The organism is Streptomyces sp. NBC_00028, assembly GCF_045041065.1.
GTDB lineage: Bacteria > Actinomycetota > Actinomycetes > Streptomycetales > Streptomycetaceae > Streptomyces.
In genome coordinates, this window is sequence record NZ_CP108293.1 from 4,793,009 (window position 1) to 4,808,928 (window position 15,920).

At 70.5% G+C, this 15,920-nt stretch carries 15 protein-coding genes; 8 read left to right on the forward strand and 7 right to left on the reverse strand.

What is annotated here, in order from left to right:
- Positions 1-13 precede the first annotated feature (13 nt).
- Positions 14-1,204, forward strand: coding sequence for a hypothetical protein (locus tag OG885_RS21440; protein WP_405734024.1), 1,191 nt, complete (start codon positions 14-16; stop codon positions 1,202-1,204).
- 14 nt (positions 1,205-1,218) lie between these two features.
- Here the strand turns inward: OG885_RS21440 and OG885_RS21445 are convergent, their stop codons facing one another.
- Entirely contained in the window at positions 1,219-1,758 is a 540-nt protein-coding gene (locus tag OG885_RS21445; protein WP_399952610.1) for a YbjN domain-containing protein, read from the reverse strand.
- 126 nt (positions 1,759-1,884) lie between these two features.
- Positions 1,885-4,482, reverse strand: coding sequence for an ATP-dependent chaperone ClpB (clpB, locus tag OG885_RS21450; RefSeq protein ID WP_405734026.1), 2,598 nt, complete (start codon positions 4,480-4,482; stop codon positions 1,885-1,887).
- 160 nt (positions 4,483-4,642) lie between these two features.
- Here clpB and OG885_RS21455 point away from each other — a divergent pair, with 160 nt between their 5' ends.
- Entirely contained in the window at positions 4,643-5,056 is a 414-nt protein-coding gene (locus OG885_RS21455; RefSeq protein ID WP_405734028.1) for a pyridoxamine 5'-phosphate oxidase family protein, read from the forward strand.
- A 174-nt stretch (positions 5,057-5,230) separates the two neighbouring features.
- On the opposite strand, the gene OG885_RS21460 is transcribed toward OG885_RS21455, so the two are convergent.
- Both OG885_RS21460 and OG885_RS21465 read right to left on the reverse strand, forming a co-directional pair.
- Positions 5,231-5,566: a hypothetical protein gene (locus OG885_RS21460; RefSeq protein WP_329336666.1), complete on the reverse strand. Its 336-nt coding sequence runs from the start codon at positions 5,564-5,566 to the stop codon at positions 5,231-5,233.
- Between the two features lie 8 nt (positions 5,567-5,574).
- Positions 5,575-5,796, reverse strand: coding sequence for a hypothetical protein (locus OG885_RS21465; protein ID WP_405734030.1), 222 nt, complete (start codon positions 5,794-5,796; stop codon positions 5,575-5,577).
- Positions 5,797-5,911: 115 nt separating this feature from the next.
- Here OG885_RS21465 and OG885_RS21470 point away from each other — a divergent pair, with 115 nt between their 5' ends.
- Entirely contained in the window at positions 5,912-6,919 is a 1,008-nt protein-coding gene (locus tag OG885_RS21470; protein WP_399953759.1) for a helix-turn-helix transcriptional regulator, read from the forward strand.
- Entirely contained in the window at positions 6,916-7,893 is a 978-nt protein-coding gene (locus OG885_RS21475) for a helix-turn-helix transcriptional regulator (RefSeq protein WP_405734032.1), read from the forward strand. The genes OG885_RS21470 and OG885_RS21475 overlap by 4 nt, the downstream gene beginning before the upstream one ends.
- Here OG885_RS21475 and OG885_RS21480 read toward each other — a convergent pair.
- Entirely contained in the window at positions 7,856-8,896 is a 1,041-nt protein-coding gene (locus OG885_RS21480; protein ID WP_405734034.1) for a LuxR C-terminal-related transcriptional regulator, read from the reverse strand. The two genes, OG885_RS21475 and OG885_RS21480, sit on opposite strands and share 38 nt — an antisense overlap.
- A 305-nt stretch (positions 8,897-9,201) precedes the next feature.
- On the opposite strand from OG885_RS21480, the gene OG885_RS21485 reads away from it, so the two are divergent.
- From OG885_RS21485 to OG885_RS21495, 3 genes are read left to right on the forward strand one after another with little or no spacing between them, the layout of a single operon-like run.
- Positions 9,202-10,746: a circularly permuted type 2 ATP-grasp protein gene (locus OG885_RS21485; RefSeq protein WP_405734036.1), complete on the forward strand. Its 1,545-nt coding sequence runs from the start codon at positions 9,202-9,204 to the stop codon at positions 10,744-10,746.
- Positions 10,743-11,675 (forward strand): alpha-E domain-containing protein, encoded by a 933-nt coding sequence (locus OG885_RS21490; RefSeq protein WP_399952626.1) that lies wholly within the window; start codon positions 10,743-10,745, stop codon positions 11,673-11,675. Before OG885_RS21485 ends, OG885_RS21490 begins: the two co-directional genes overlap by 4 nt.
- 1 nt (position 11,676) lies before the next feature.
- A complete protein-coding gene (locus OG885_RS21495; protein ID WP_405734038.1) occupies positions 11,677-12,519 on the forward strand; it encodes a transglutaminase domain-containing protein in 843 nt (280 codons plus the stop codon).
- A gap of 46 nt (positions 12,520-12,565) precedes the next feature.
- Here the strand turns inward: OG885_RS21495 and OG885_RS21500 are convergent, their stop codons facing one another.
- Positions 12,566-13,927, reverse strand: a complete 1,362-nt coding sequence (locus OG885_RS21500; RefSeq protein ID WP_405734040.1) for a hypothetical protein — start codon at positions 13,925-13,927, stop codon at positions 12,566-12,568.
- A 217-nt stretch (positions 13,928-14,144) separates the two neighbouring features.
- Between OG885_RS21500 and OG885_RS21505 the strand changes: the two genes are divergently transcribed.
- Positions 14,145-14,693: a hypothetical protein gene (locus OG885_RS21505; RefSeq protein ID WP_405734042.1), complete on the forward strand. Its 549-nt coding sequence runs from the start codon at positions 14,145-14,147 to the stop codon at positions 14,691-14,693.
- On the opposite strand, the gene OG885_RS21510 is transcribed toward OG885_RS21505, so the two are convergent.
- On the reverse strand, positions 14,680-15,786 hold the full coding sequence (locus OG885_RS21510) for a sugar ABC transporter substrate-binding protein (RefSeq protein WP_405742807.1): 1,107 nt from the start codon (positions 15,784-15,786) through the stop codon (positions 14,680-14,682). The genes OG885_RS21505 and OG885_RS21510 overlap by 14 nt on opposite strands.
- Positions 15,787-15,920: the final 134 nt, after the last annotated feature.

Here is a 15,920-nt window from a genome sequence, read left to right on the forward strand (position 1 = left end):
GCAATGTGCTGATGTGACCCATGCCAGCACGCTCGCGCCGCCCACCGTCACACAGCCCGGCACCGCCGAACGCACCAGGTCGCGCCACCCCCTCGCGGTGGCGCTCGGCCTGTTCGCCCTCGCGCGGCTCACCGGTCTGGCCGTGCTCGCCGCGACCGCCTGGGCCACCGGCCACCATCCGCTCACCCTGCTCGGCCGATCGTGGGACTCCCGCTGGTATCTGGACATCGCCGCGCACGGCTACGGCCACACCCTCCACCTGCGCCCCGGCGTCGTCTACAGCGACCTCGCCTTCTTCCCGCTCTACCCGGCGCTGGTGCGCGCCGTGACCGAGGCCAGCCCGCTGGGCGGCGCCGCGGCGGGCCTGCTGGTCTCCTGGACGGCGGCCGCGGCGGCGGCCTGCGGCATCTACGCGATCGGCGCCCGGCTGCACGGCCGGGCGGTGGGCACCGCCCTCGTACTCCTGTGGGCCCTGCTGCCGCATTCGGTCGTGCTGTCGATGGCGTACACGGAACCCGTGCTGACCGCGTTCGCCGCCTGGTCGCTGTACGCCGTGCTCAGCCGCCGCTGGCTGTGGGCGGGCACCCTGGCCGCGCTCGCCGGGCTCTCCCGGCCGAACGGGTTCGCGGTGGCGGCGGCGGTGCTGGCGACGGCGGCGTACGAGATCTTCCAGACCGTCCGGCGGCGCGGAAAAGTTACCCACAGCCTGTGGACGGGCGCGGCGCTCGCCCCGCTCGGCTGGCCGGCCTACGTCCTCTGGGTCGGCCACCGCAGGGGCGACCTGCTCGGCGGCTACTTCGCGGTGCAGCGCGGCTGGGGCTCCACCTTCGACTTCGGCCGCGGCTCGCTGCGCTTCGCCCGCCACGTCGTCCTCCAGGGCGACCGGCTGGTCTTCCCGATGACCCTGCTGATCGTCGCCGCGGCGGCCCTTCTGTACGCCCTGCTCCTCCTGGACCGCCCCCCGCTCCCCCTCGCCCTCTACACCGCCGTACTCCTGCTCATCGCCCTCGGCGGCTCCGGCTTCTTCGAGTCCAAGCCCCGCTTCCTGCTCCCCGCGTTCCCGCTGCTGCTCCCGCTCGCCCGGGCCCTGGTCCGCACGGCGAGAGCCCGGCCCTGGCACGCGGTCGCGGTGACCGGTGCCCTGGCCGGGCTCTCGTTCGCCTACGGGGCGTATCTGGTCGTACTGGCGGATACGCCGCTGTAGCGGATCTTCAGGTCCTACTCGTCGCCGTCGGCGTCACCCTCGGGCTGCTCGGCGTCGTTGATCTCCTGCTCCAGGCCCAGCTGCTCCACGAGCCACTTGTCGAACTCGATCGCGGCCCGCACCCAGCTGACCGTCGACGACACGAAGTGCTCCAGGCTCACACCGGTGCCGATCAGCATCTGCGCCTCACCGATGAGGCGGACGGTGCCGTCGTCGTGCGTGTGCGTGTAGACCTTGGGCCACAGGGTGCGCCGGTTCCAGTCGTCGATGGACTCGAGCAGCTGCGGCTTCTCGTCGATCTTGTGGGGCCGGTCGTAGAACGTCCGGACGGAGAAGACCTGCTGGTCCCCCTCACCCCGGAACATGAAATACGTACGGAACTGCTCCCACGGCGCCGCGAGGTCACCCTCTTCGTCAACGACGTACTTCAGCTCCATCTGCTCCAGGAGCTGCTTCACGAGGTCCTGATCCGGGACGACGGGGCCCGCCGGTCCTTGGGGCTGCGGCTCGGGCTGGCCCCCGAAGTTCGGAATCGAGGACGGGTCGATGCTCACCGTGTTTTTCCCTTCGTACGGATTCCGCCATCCTCCCCCATGCGGGGAGGGGCGTGGCAACCCCCGGCGGGGCCTGTCAGCCGTGGGCTGACTTGATCCGGTCGCCGGGGGTCCGGGTACCCCCGGTCAGAGCGTCTTGCCCGTGGTCGGGCCGACGATCAGGCCGTTTTCGAAGGTGTCGACGCGGACCGTGTCGCCGTCCTTGATCTCGCCGGCCAGGATCTCCTTGGCGAGGCGGTCGCCGATGGCGGTCTGGACCAGGCGGCGCAGGGGGCGGGCGCCGTAGGCCGGGTCGTTGCCCTCGTCGGCGAGCCAGGTCAGGGCCTCGTCGGTGATCTCCAGGGTGAGGCGGCGTTCGGCCAGACGGGCCGCCAGCCGGTCGATCTGGAGACGGGCGATACGGCTCAGCTCGTCCTTGGACAGGGCCGAGAAGACGACCAGGTCGTCGAGGCGGTTGAGGAACTCCGGCTTGAAGGCGGTGCGGACCACCTCCAGGACCTGTTCCTTCTTCTCCTGCTCGGTGGTGATCGGGTCGACCAGGAACTGGCTGCCCAGGTTGGAGGTCAGGACGAGGATCGTGTTGCGGAAGTCGACCGTGCGGCCCTGGCCGTCGGTGAGGCGTCCGTCGTCCAGGACCTGGAGCAGGATGTCGAAGACCTCGGGGTGGGCCTTCTCGACCTCGTCCAGCAGCACCACGCTGTAGGGGCGGCGCCGGACCGCCTCCGTGAGCTGGCCGCCCTCCTCGTAGCCGACGTAGCCGGGGGGCGCGCCCACGAGGCGGGCGACGCTGTGCTTCTCGCCGTACTCCGACATGTCGATGCGGATCATGGCGCGTTCGTCGTCGAAGAGGAAGTCGGCCAGGGCCTTGGCCAGTTCGGTCTTGCCGACGCCCGTGGGGCCGAGGAAGAGGAAGGAGCCGGTGGGGCGGTCGGGGTCGGCGATGCCGGCGCGGGTGCGGCGTACGGCGTCGGAGACCGCCTGGACCGCCTCCGCCTGGCCGATGAGGCGGCGGCCCAACTCCTCCTCCATGCGCAGGAGTTTCTGGGTCTCGCCCTCCAGGAGACGGCCGGCCGGGATGCCGGTCCAGGCGGCGACGACGTCGGCGATGTCGTCGGAGCCGACCTCCTCCTTGACCATGGTGTCCTTCGCGGCCTCCTCCTCGGCCTGCGAGGCTTCCGCCAAGTCCCGTTCCAGCGTGGGGATCTCGCCGTACAGCAGCTTGCTGGCGGTGTCGAAGTCGCCGTCGCGCTGGGCGCGTTCGGCCTGGCCGCGCAACTCGTCCAGCTTCTCCTTGAGTTCGCCTACGCGGTTGAGGGACTGCTTCTCCTTCTCCCAGCGGGCGGTCAGCCCGCGCAGCTCCTCCTCCTTGTCGGCGAGGTCGCGGCGCAGCTTATCCAGGCGTTCGCGGGAGGCCGGGTCGGTCTCCTTCTCCAGGGCCAGCTCCTCCATCTTCAACCGGTCGACGGAGCGCTGGAGTTCGTCGATCTCGACGGGGGAGGAGTCGATCTCCATGCGGAGCCGGGAGGCGGACTCGTCGACGAGGTCGATGGCCTTGTCGGGGAGGAAGCGGGAGGTGATGTAGCGGTCGGAGAGGGTCGCGGCGGCGACCAGCGCGCTGTCGGCGATCTGGACCTTGTGGTGGGCCTCGTAGCGCCCCTTGAGTCCGCGCAGGATGGCGATGGTGTCCTCGACGGTCGGCTCGGCGACCAGCACCTGCTGGAAGCGGCGTTCCAGCGCCGGGTCCTTCTCGATCCGCTCGCGGTACTCGTCGAGGGTGGTGGCGCCGACCATGCGCAGCTCACCGCGGGCGAGCATCGGCTTGAGCATGTTGCCCGCGTCCATGGCAGAGTCACCGCCGGCGCCGGCGCCCACGACGGTGTGCAGCTCGTCGATGAAGGTGATGATCTGGCCGTCGGAGTCCTTGATCTCGGCGAGGACGGTCTTGAGCCGCTCCTCGAACTCGCCGCGGTACTTCGCGCCGGCGACCATGGCGCCGAGGTCGAGGGCGACGAGGCGCTTGTTCTTCAGCGACTCGGGCACGTCCCCCTTCACGATCCGCTGGGCGAGCCCCTCGACGACGGCGGTCTTGCCGACGCCGGGCTCGCCGATGAGGACGGGGTTGTTCTTGGTGCGGCGGGACAGCACCTGCACCACCCGGCGGATCTCCTGGTCCCGTCCGATGACGGGGTCGAGCTTCCCCTCGCGGGCGGCGGCCGTGAAGTCGGTGCCGAACTTCTCGAGGGCCTTGTAGGAACCCTCGGGATCGGGCGTGGTCACCCTTCTCCCTCCCCTCGCCTTCTGGAAGGCGTCCTGCAACTTCCTGGCGTCGGCCCCCTGGGAGGAGAGTACGTCCCCGGCCTGGCCGCCCTTGGCGGCGGTGCCGATGAGGAGGTGCTCCGTGGAGAGGTACTCGTCGCCGAGGTCCTTGGCGCGGGCGGCGGCGTCGCTGACGACGGCGAGCAGCTCGCGGTTGGGCTGCGGGGGCGCGACGGTGGAGCCGGTCACGCTGGGCAGACCGGCGAGGATCTTCTCGGCTCCGGCGCGCACGGCGGCGAGGTCGGCCTCGACGGCGGCCAGCAGATCGACGATGTTCTCGTTGTCCTGCCCCTGGAGCAGGGCGAGCAGCAGATGGGCGGGGGTGAGGTCGGCGTGCCCCTCGGCGGCGGCGCGCTTCTCGGCCGCGTTGATCGCGTCCCGGCTCCGGTTGGTCAGCTCGGCGTCCACGTTCTCGTGCTCCTCCTCGATGTCGATGACCCGGGTGTTGGTGACTCTCCTTGGACTGACTCAGTCAACGTACACAAAGTTGAGTCTATTCCACTCAAGGTGCGGTCCGGGAGGGGGTCGGGGACCGGGTTCCCCTCCTGTCGGGGTTAAGTTCCGGGACATGGCGACGTACACCCTGGACCCCGGCGCACCGGACCCGCTCTATCTCAGCTTCTGGCGGGAGCGGCACCTGTGCACCCTGACGACCCTGCGCCCGGACGGCAGCCCGCATGTGGTGCCGGTCGGAGTGACCTACGACCCGGAGGCCCGGCTGGCCCGGGTGATCACGAACAAGGCGAGTGCGAAGGCCGGGCACGTCCGGGCGGCGGGGACGGACGGCGCCCTGGTCGCGGTGTGCCAGGTGGCGGGGCGGCGGTGGGCCACGCTGGAGGGGCGGGCGTACGTCCGCACGGAGCCGGAGCGGGTGGCGGAGGCTGAGCGGCGGTACGCGGAGCGCTATGAGCGGGTGCCGTCGCCGAATCCGTCCCGCGTGGTGATCGAGATCGAGCTGACGCGGGCACTCGGGCGCGGTTGAGCGGCCGCATGTTTCTGCCGTGACTGATGATTTTCAGCCACGGCCGGAGGGTGCGGGAAAGGGCGGATACCCGGAAATGTCCCCGAAAACACAGCGGCGTCACCGTGTTCAGGTCACGGTGACGCCGCTGCGGGGGGAAGCACCTGAGCGATCTGTTACGACGGGGGAATCGCGTCAGGCACTGCGGGGGGTGGCTGAGATGGTCCGTTGGGTGGGGGTTTCGGAATCCACCAGCCGATGGTCTCGTTGGTCGAGGTTCACAAAGATCATTCCGTACCGGATGGCACACCGCACAGGCTGCGGCGCCCCCCGAGGCCGCCGCAGACACCGGTACGCCCGCACGTCCTCGTCGTCGTCGCGGGTGACGACGACCGGCTCGCCGAAGACGGTCACCATCAACGAGTCACCGGAGTGGGGGATCGCGGTGACCAGGTCGATGAAGTGCCATCCGGAGCGATAGGCCGTGGCCATTTCACGACGGAAGGAGCGGTCGTCGGGTGGCGTGGTCATGATTTCGCCTACCAGCCCACGTCCTGCGCGCCGTTGGCGTTCGCCACGACGATCCAACCGACGTCCGGGGAGGAGGCACGGATGTCCCAACCGACGTCACCCGGCGAACTCGCCGCCGCGCTGTTGTCGGCACTCCAGCCGACGTCGCCGAGAGGACCGGCCGCACCCAGGGCCAGCGTCAGAGCAACGACGGCACCGGCAAGCACCGAGCGAAGCATTCTCTTATTCATGGTCGGCTTCGTCCTCACTTGATGGCTTCCTCTCCCCCGCGAAACAAGACGATGGCTCATTCAGGCACGTCAATGCCACACAAGAGATGCATCATGTTCCTGCACGTTCAGGACCCTGGGGGGTGGAGATTTGCCAATAAACCGCACAAAACCGACACATCCTCACGGCATCACTGACCTATGCCCCGAAGGATCGCGCCTCTACGCAAGCGCACTCAGCTCCGGACGCATCTCCCGCGGGGAGGTGGAACCGGCGCCTTGCTTGCTCGAATTCGCGCTGCTCCATCCCGACCCGGACGATCCCGGTTGGCTGCGTCCCGTGCCGCCCTCCGTCGTGCTCGCGCAGCAACTCCAGCCGCTCGAGCGCGAGATCCAGGACCGCCGGCGGCTCACCCTCGACCTCACCGACACCTTCCAGCCGTTCCTCGCGATCAGCGCCCAGAAGCCCGCGACCACTCATGCCATCACGGTCCTGGAGGGTATCGACCGCATCCACTCCGCGCTCGACGTGGCGATAGCCGAGGCCCGCACCGAGGTCCTGACGGTCCAGCCGGGCGGCAGTCGGCCGGAACACATCCTGAGCCAGGCGCTCAAGCGCAGCAAGCCGCTGATCGAGCGCGGCATCGCCATGCGCACCCTGTACCAGCACACGGTCCGGCACAGCCAGAGCACCTTCGCGTACATGGACAAGATGGCCGGCGCCAAGGTCGAGATACGCACCCTCGAAGAACTCATCGAGCGGCTCATCATCTGCGACTCGACGGTCGCGTTCATCCCCGCCCAGGACGACCGGCAGGTCGCCCTGGAACTGCGCCACCCCGGCCTGGTCCAGTACCTCATCAAGGTCTTCGAGCAGCTGTGGCAGCGGGCGACACCACTCATGGAGGAAGTCCCGTACGAGGCGACCCCCGAGGGCATCTCCGGAGTGCAGCGCACCATCGCCAAGCTGCTCATCGACGGCCATGTCGACGAGGCCATCGCCCGCCGGCTCGGCATGAACGTCCGCACCTGCCGGGCCCACATCGCCAAGCTGGCGGCGGCCCTCGGCAGCGGCAGCCGCGCCCAGCTCGGCTTTCTCATCGCCGAGTCCGGGATCCTCAAACAGGAGGAGACGGAGCAGTGAGTGCGGCGCCGCATCCGGCGCACGTCGCGGGAACCCTGTGCGCCGCCGGAACCGAGGTGTACGAGCAGGCGCTGCGCGAGGGGTACGTACGCGGCGCCGACGCCGAGCGGGCCCCCTGTCTGCTGGAGTTCGGGCTGCTGCACGCCGCCGCGACGGACCCGGACCGGCTGGAGCCGGTCGCCCCGGCCGTCGCCCTCCACCGGCTGCTGCGCAGCTCCGAGGAGCGGATCGCGGACGAGCGCCGACGTGAGGAACAGCTGGCGGAGCTCTTCGAACCGCTGATGCGGATCGACGGGCCCCGGACCGCGACCGATCCGTCGGCGGTCAGCATCCTCACCGGCTTCGCCCAGATCAACCAGGCCATCTCCGACGCCATGGCCGAGGCCTCGGTGGAGCTGCTCGCCATCCAGCCCTACAACGGCAACACGGCCGCGACCCGGCTGGCCGCCGCCCTGGACCGGGACCAGGCGCTGCTCGACCGCGGTGGCCGTATCCGGGCCCTCTACCAGCACACCCTGCGCCACTCCCCCGCCGTCATCGCCCGCTACGAGCGGCTGCGCGGGGACGCCGAGGCCCGTTCGCTCGACGAGGTCACCGACCGGCTCATCATCGTGGACCGTACCGTCGCGTTCATCCCGGCCAGCACGGACCGGACGCTCGCCCTGGAGATCCGCGTCCCCGCCATGGTCGACTACTTCGCCACCACGTTCGACCGCCTCTGGCGCCTGGCCACCCCCATGCACCCCCGGGCGGTCCAGCAGCCCACCCTCAACGGCGTCACCCCGCGCCAGCGCGCCATCGCCGCGCTCCTCATCGAGGGCCACACCGACGCCGTCATCGCCGAGCGCCTCGGCCTCAACATCCGCACCGCCCGTGAGCACATCGCCAAGCTCGCCGCGACCCTCGGCAGTGAGAGCCGGGCTCAGCTCGGGTATCTCATCGGACGGTCCGGGATTCTTGATCAGGGATCGTGAGGGCGGCGGGACCGGCGACGGTACGGGCCGAGTTGTCCAGGCCCACCTGCGCGATACGGACGCCGAGTTGGGTGCGGCTGGCGGCGCCCAGGGTCTCCGACAGCCGCGCGATGTGCGCCCGGCAGGTGCGGACGCTTATGCCCAGCCGTTCCGCGATCACCGCGTCCTGATGGCCCTCCGCCAGCAGCGTCGCGATGGACTGCTCGCGGTGCGAGATGCCCTCGATGCCGGTGTCGGGGAGGGGAGCGGTCAACGGGATCGCCAGGCGCCACAGGCGCTCGAAGACCGTGGCCAGGAAGCCCACCAGCGCCGGGTGACGCAGTTCGAGCGCCAGGGTGCGGTCCGCGTTGGCCGGGATGAACGCCACCGTGCGGTCGAAGAGGATGAGGCGGTCGATGACCTCGTCCAGGGTGCGGGCCTCCACCGCCTCGCCCATCAGCTCCAGGTAGTTCAGCAGACCCTGGCCGTGGCGGGCCACGTGCGTGTACAGGTCGCGCATACGGACGCCCCGGCCGCGTAGCGCCAGCGCCCGGTGCAGACCCTCCGTCAGTTCGTGCTCGGGCCGGATGCCGCCCGGCTGGACCGTCAGCACCTCCGTGGTGCACGCCTGGGTCGCCTCGTCCATCGCCGCCTGGATGCGGGACAGACCGTCCAGGACCCGCAGCGCCGTCCCCTCCGCGCCGCCCGCGCCCAACTGCGGGCCAAGACCCGCGTACCACTCGAACGCCGCCACCGCCGAGCCCATCCGCCGCTGGCTCGCGCTCACCTCGTCGTAGACGCCGCGCAGGAGCCGGGTCATGACCTCCTGCGGGGACGTCGGGACCAGCCAGTCCATGTCGTCCGGGTCGGGGTGCAGAAGCGCCAGCTCCAGCAGGCACGGCACCGGCTCCGCGTCCACGCGCGGTACCCGGCCCCGCCGTACGGCCCGGGAATACACGCGATCCCCGGCCTCGCACAGTCGGTCAGCACCGTGGGGATGCTCCTCCGTCCCGTGCCCGGCCATCGCCCAGCCCACCCCCGCATCCAGCCTCTTGTGCCCGGCATGCGCGCGCTCGTGACACGGACACACCCCTACGGGTCCGCAACTATGCGCGGAGCAGACCTGCTCCGCAACACGGCTCGGCCCGGTGTGACCGAGGGAAACCACTGATTTACCCCACTATCGTCGTGCCTCCGCCCGCCGCCTTGCAACAAGCTGATGGTCCCCCTCCGTACCCGCCGCGTACCCACCGGAATCCGTTTCTCCGCGTGAACCGCCCGAAATCCACCGGTGATCACCGCGTTACGCAGCGCATCTAACGTCCCCTCATGGCGGACATATTTGACGCGTACGCGTTGGCCGACGCGTGGGACGAGATGTTTGTGCGGCCGGGTGAGGTCAGGACCGCCTATGAGCCGGTCCTGTCGGCACTTCAGCCGATCGAGCCCAGTGAACTGCGCTTCCGGGCCGACCAGATGGCCCGGGCGTTCACCGACCGGGGCGTGACCTACGCCTTCGCGGGCGAGGAGCGGCCGTGGCCGCTGGACCTCGTACCGAGGATCCTCGACGCGCTGGAGTGGGATCTCGTCCAGCGCGGCGTGGGACAGCGTGTACGGGCCCTGGAGGCCTATCTCGCCGACGCCTACGGGCACTGCCGGGCCTTCGAGGACGGGGTCGTGCCCTGGCGGCTGCTGCTCAACTCCCCGCACTTCCATCGCGTCGCCCACGGGGTCGAACCACCGGGCGGCGTCCGCATCCACGTCGCCGGCATCGACCTCGTACGGGACGAGGCCGGGGACTTCCGGGTCCTGGAGGACAACGTCCGCGTCCCCAGCGGCGTCTCGTACGTCATCGAGAACCGGCGGGCCATGACCCGGATCTTCCCCTCCCTCTTCGCCGAGCAGCACGTGCTCCCGGTCGACGGCTACGCGCAGAAGCTGCTCGCCGCGCTGCGCAGAGCCGCGCCGGACGGCACCGAGGACCCACGGGTCGTCGTCCTCACCCCCGGACCCAGCAACGCCGCCTACTTCGAACACGCGCTGCTGGCCCGGCTGATGGGCGTACAGCTCGTCGAGGGGCACGACCTGGTGTGCCGGGCCAACCGGGTGTGGATGCGGACCACGCGCGGCGAGATGCCGGTCCATGTCGTATACCGGCGGCTCGACGACGACTTCCTCGACCCGCTGCACTTCCGGCCCGACTCGGTCATCGGCTGCCCGGGCATCATGAGCGCCGCGACGGCCGGAAACGTCACCCTCGCCAACGCCGTCGGCAACGGCATCGCCGACGACAAGCTGCTCTACACCTACGTCCCCGACCTCATCCGCTACTACCTCTCCGAGGAACCGATCCTCCCCAACGTGGAGTCCTTCCGGCCCGACGAACCCGGGCAGCTCGACGCCGTCCTCGACCAGATCGACCAGCTCGTCATCAAGCCGGTGGACGGGGCCGGCGGCCAGGGCATCGTCATCGGGCCGAAAGCCGACGCCAGAACGCTGGAGCGGACCAGACGGGCCGTCGCCGCCGACCCCCGCGGCTTCATCGCCCAGCGGCCCGTCGCCCTGTCCACCTCGCCCACCCTCGCCGGTGAGCGGATGGCACCGCGCCACATCGACCTCAGACCCTTCGCCGTCAACGACGGCAACGAGGTCTGGGTCCTGCCCGGCGGCCTCACCCGCGTCGCCCTCCAGGAGGGCAACCTCATCGTCAACTCCAGCCAGGGCGGCGGCTCCAAGGACACCTGGGTGCTCGCCGAGGGACCGGCCGAGGAGCCGGGGGCACCGGCCCCGGACACCCTGCCCGCCGTGGCACCCCGCCAGCTCGGTCCCGACGGCAACCCCGCCTTCGTGGAGGAAGGGGCGCAGCAGCAGTGAGCGACGTGATCCTCTCCCGGATAGCCGAGGCGCTGACCTGGACCGGCCGCTATGTCGAGCGGGCGGACGCCACCGGGCGCATCCTCGACGCCTACCTCCACCGCACGCTGGAGGACCCCTGGCGCGACGAGGACGCGGCCTGCCGGTCGCTGTACGCGATCCTCGGCGTCGACGCGGGCCCCGAGCGCGTCGACATGCAACAGGTCCTCGACCAGCTCGCCTTCGACTCCCGCTCCACCTGCTCCATCGAGGGCGCGCTCGGGGCTGCCCGGCTCAACGCGCGCAGCGCCCGAGAGGCCGTCTCCTCCGAGATGTGGGAGTGCCTCAACTCCACCTGGCACGCCCTCGCCGACCAGCGCCGCGCGGCCCGCCGTACCGGCCCCTACGCCTATCTGGAGCTCGTACGGGCCCGTGCCGCGCTGTTCTTCGGGCTCGCCGACTCCACCATGAGCCGGGACGACAGCTGGCGTTTCGTGGTGCTCGGACGGAGCCTGGAGCGGGTGGACATGACCGTACGGCTGCTTTCGGTACGGGTGTTGGACGCCGCGCACGCGCCGGACTGGACGACGCTGCTGAGCGCGTCCGGCGCCGACGAGGCGTACGCGCGCGTGCACAGCGGTTTCGGCGACAGTGCGCGGGTGGCCGAATTCCTGCTCCTGGACCGGGATTTCCCGCGCTCGGCGCTGCACGCGCTGACCACGGCGGAGGAATGCCTCAGCGCGCTCGGCCGCCCCCGCCAGGACCCCGCGCGCCGCCCCATCGGCCGACTGCGCACCCGCCTCGAATACCTCGACTCGCCCGCCCTGACCGATCAACTTCCGGCTCTGCTCGGGGACTTGCAGCAGGCCTGCATGGCCTCGGCGGAGGCGGTGGCGGAGCGGTTCTTCCCCTACCAGGGGCCCGTGATCTGGGCCCAGGAAGGAGCCTGACGTGGCCCGTCGTCTCCGTATCAAGCACGTCACGCGGGTGTCGTACGCCCAGCCCGCGGCCTCCTCCCACAACGAGGTCCGCATGACCCCGCTGACCCTGCCCGGCCAGACCACCCTGGACGCCCGGGTGACCGTCAGCCCGGCGACCGCGACCTGGTCGTACTGGGACTACTGGGGCACCCAGGTCACCGGTTTCGACCTCCTCGACCCGCACGCCGACCTCACCATCACCGCCTCCAGCCTGGTCGAGACGGCCCCGCCGGAGCCGCTGCCCGAGCCACCGGACTGGACGGAACTGGCGGAACGTACGACGAGTTCACGCCTGTTGGAGTTCGCGGGCCCGACCGCCCGTACGACCGTCCCCGCGAAGCTCCTCAAGAAGGCGCGCAAGGCGGCCGCCGGCCTGGACCCGCACGCGACGGCCGCCGCGGTCTCCGCCCTGGTCGCCGACCGGGTCGCCTATCTCCCCGGCGCCACCGGGGTGAACACCTCGGCCACCGAGGCCTGGGAGCAGGGCGCGGGCGTCTGCCAGGACATCGCCCACCTCACCATCGCCCTGCTGCGGGGCCTGGGCCTGCCGACCCGGTACGTCTCCGGCTACCTCCACCCCGAGCGGGAGGCGGAGCTGCACCGGCCGGTCGCGGGGCAGAGCCACGCCTGGGTCGAGTACTGGGCGGGCGACTGGTGCGGCTACGACCCGACGAACCGGACGCGCGCCGACGAGTCCCACGTGGTCGTGGGACGGGGCCGGGACTACGACGACGTCACCCCGCACAAGGGCATCTACCGAGGCGTACCCGGCGGACCGCCGGAGGTGACGGTGGAGTTCACGCGGGTGGTGTGAGGCCCCTGGGGGACGGGCTCCAGCCTCTCCGGCTCCGGCCCCTCCACTACGCCGGCGCGAACGCGAAGAACCCGTCCTCCGTGGCCAGATACCCGTACCCGCTCGCCGCGTCCACCGCCGGAATGCTTCCCTCCGGCAAATCCTTCGCCAGCACCTTCCGGGTCTGGGTGTCCACGGCGAGCGTCTTGTGCGTGCTCACCCCGTCGAAGGTCTCGCCGTACAGCACCTCGCCGTTGCCGGAGAAGCGGACCGGGTCCAGCGCGGTCTCGCCGTCCTCCTGGGCCCACAGCCGGGTGCCGTCGGCGGTCTTCCACACGCTCGTGCCCTCGAAGCCGGTCTCGAACTCGCCCTTGTCCTCGGCCGCCAGCTCGCCGTCGGCGGACCAGACGACGTACTCGGGGCCCTCGTAGGAGGCGGTGAGGGCGCCGCTCGCCAGGTCGTACCAGGCGTAGACCTGGGTGGTGGGGCTCAGGCCGACGCTCTTCTTCCAGGCGACGAGAGCCTTGCCGTCGCTGACGCGGACGATCCGGATCGTACGGTCCTCCGGCCGGCCCTCGTCGTCCAGGGCGACGCCCTTCGGGACCTCCGCGTCGGCCGACGACCAGACCCGCTTGCCGGTGGCGAGGTCGTTGAGCGTGACGTCGGAGGGGTCGTAGTCGTACTTCCCGGCGGCCTCGAAGCCCGGGTAGTAGCCGTCCGCCACCACCGGGGCGTAGGTCTGGTCGCCGCTCGCGACACCCGTCTCCGGGTCGAAGTCGCACTCGGCGTCGTCGTCGCCGTTGCAGGGGACCGTCCGGACGGCACCGGCGCCGATCGGGGCCAGGCGCACGACGCCGTCCTCGGCCGAGACCACGTAACCGCCGACCACGTGCCCGAAGGCGTAGCCGGACGTCTCGCCCAGCTTCGCGCCGGCGGTGGAGTAGAACGTCGCCGAGGTGGTCGTCTCCTCCTGGGTCAGGCCGTCGGACTCCTTCGTGGCGGACGTGCCGACGGCGACCGCCGGTACGCCGTCCTTCCAGGTGACGCCCTCGACCGACTCGGCGGTCACGGCGAGCGTCCCGCGCACCGCGCCCGTCCTGGCGTCACGGAACTCCAGCGTCAGCTTCTCCGGCTCGTCGGAGGCGTACAGCACGGTGTTGACGTCGGCGGGCTCGCCGTCCACCGAGGCGTCGGTGAGATAGGCGCCGCTCGCGTCCCGGGCGAACAGCAGGACCCCGCCGAGGTCGAGGACGCCGGGCGCGGTGCCGTCGGTGTCGAGGCTCCAGGCGGCCCGGGCGCCGTATCCGGGGAGCGCGGCGCCCTGATACGCCGGGCCCTTCTCGGCCGGCTTCGCGGCCCCGGTGGGGGTACCGCCCGCCGCCTTGGGGTCGTCGTCACCACCCCCGCCACAGCCCGTCAGCAGAGCCATGGACACAGCCGTGGTCAGCAGGTACGTCCGTGCCCTCGTGCGATTCCGCGCCACCATGCGGTTCCCCCGTGCGATTCCCTGTGATCGAGACATGACAGCGGGCGATCCTAGACCAGTTCTTGATCTTGCGTTGACCCGGACCGGCCTCCGGGCGGGTCACGGGCCACATGACCCCAGAACGTTCACTTCTTCCCGTCGGCGGCGCACAATCGCCCCTATGCCGACAGCGCGCCCGCTCCGCCTCCTGGCACTGCCTCTGACCGCCCTGCTCCTCACCGCCGGCTGCGGTGGCGACGGCGACGAGCCCGGTACCGGCGCGGCCCAGCGGCCCCACAAGGACGGGCACCTCACCTTCACCCTGCTGTCCCTGCGCTGCGGGATCACGGGGGTGACGGGGTCCCACGCGGACGCTCCGCCGGAGGGACAGTTCTGCGCCGCACGGCTGAGGGTCGAGAACATCGACCCGAACTACCACACCTACGAGTCGGCCCGGCAGCGCGTCGCGGGCGTCACCGGCGACCGGGCCAGGCCCGACTCCTTCGCGATGGCGGTGCGCCGCCAGTCGGAGACGGTACGGCTGGGCGGGCACACCCTCATGGAGGTCGAGCTCTGGTACGACGTCCCGAAGGACGCGAAGGTCACCGGTCTGAAGGTGTCCGGCGACAACGACCCGACCAGCTTCACCAGCACCAAGCCCGTCGGGCGGGCGCCGGACGGGGTGTTCCTCCCCATGGCGCCCGCCCGACCGAGCGTCAGTTCAACTTGATCGCGGCGCAGGCCGAGGCGATCTTGGCGGTGCAGATCTGCTTGACGGTGTAGATGCCGTCGGCGACGACCGTGCGCTTGATGTTGGACTGCGTCAGCGCGGACACCGACACCAGCTGGGCCGGGATCTCCTTGTCCGTGGGGCTGTCGACGCGGTCCTGGGTGAGCGAGTCGAACAGGATGTCCTTGCCCTGGACCTTCGCCACGGCCATCTCGGCGGCGGCCTCGGCCTCCAGCGGGTAGGACTTGTAGACGCTCATGTACTGCTCGCCGGTGACGATGCGCTGCACGGCGTCCAGTTCGGCGTCCTGACCGGTGATGGGCGGCAGGTCGGTCATGCCGGCCTCCTCCATCGCCTCGATGGCGGCGCCGGCCATGGCGTCGTTGGCGGAGTAGACGGCGGCGATGTTGTCCTTGCCGATCGAGGCGATCGCGGCGGCCATGTCCTTCTTCGCGGTGGCCGGCTTCCAGCCGTCGACGTCGTACTTCGCGGAGATCGTCACCTTGCCGTTGAGCTCGGAGAGCGCGCCCGCCTTGAACTGCCCGGCGTTCGGGTCGGAGGGCGAGCCGTTGAGCATCACGATCTTGTCGGAGGTGTCGAGGCCCGAGCCCAGCGACTCGATGAGCGTGCGGCCCTGTACCTCGCCGACGAGTTCGTTGTCGAAGGAGACGTACGCGTCGATGGGGCCCTCGGCGAGCCGGTCGTAGGCGATGACCGGGATACCGGCGGCCTTGGCCTTCTTCACCGTCGGGGCGATGGCGTGCGAGTCCACGGCGTCCAGCAGGATGACGTCGACCTTGTCGTCGATCATCTTCTGCATCTGGGTCGCCTGCTTCTTGGCGTCCGCCTCGCCGTTGGCGTAGACGGTCTGGCCCAACTTCTTCGTGAGCTCCGAGACTTTCTTCTGGATGATCGGATAGTCGAAGTTCTCGTAGCGCGTGTTGGTCGTCTCCGGCATCAGCACGCCCACGGTGACGTCGTTGCCCTTGGTCGGACTCGCGTCCGCGCTGTCCCCCGACACCCCCAGGGCCCCGCAGGCGGTCAGCGACAGGGCCATCGAGGACGCGGCCGTGCAAAGGGCGATACGACGCATTGCGGTGCTCACTTCTGGTGCCTTCCGGACGCGGGCGCAGCATTGCGACCCAGATGACTGAAAAGCCAACGCGGCGACGCCCCCCAGCGTCAAGCAGAACCACTTAACGAGTGCGCAACGCCACTCTCCGTCTG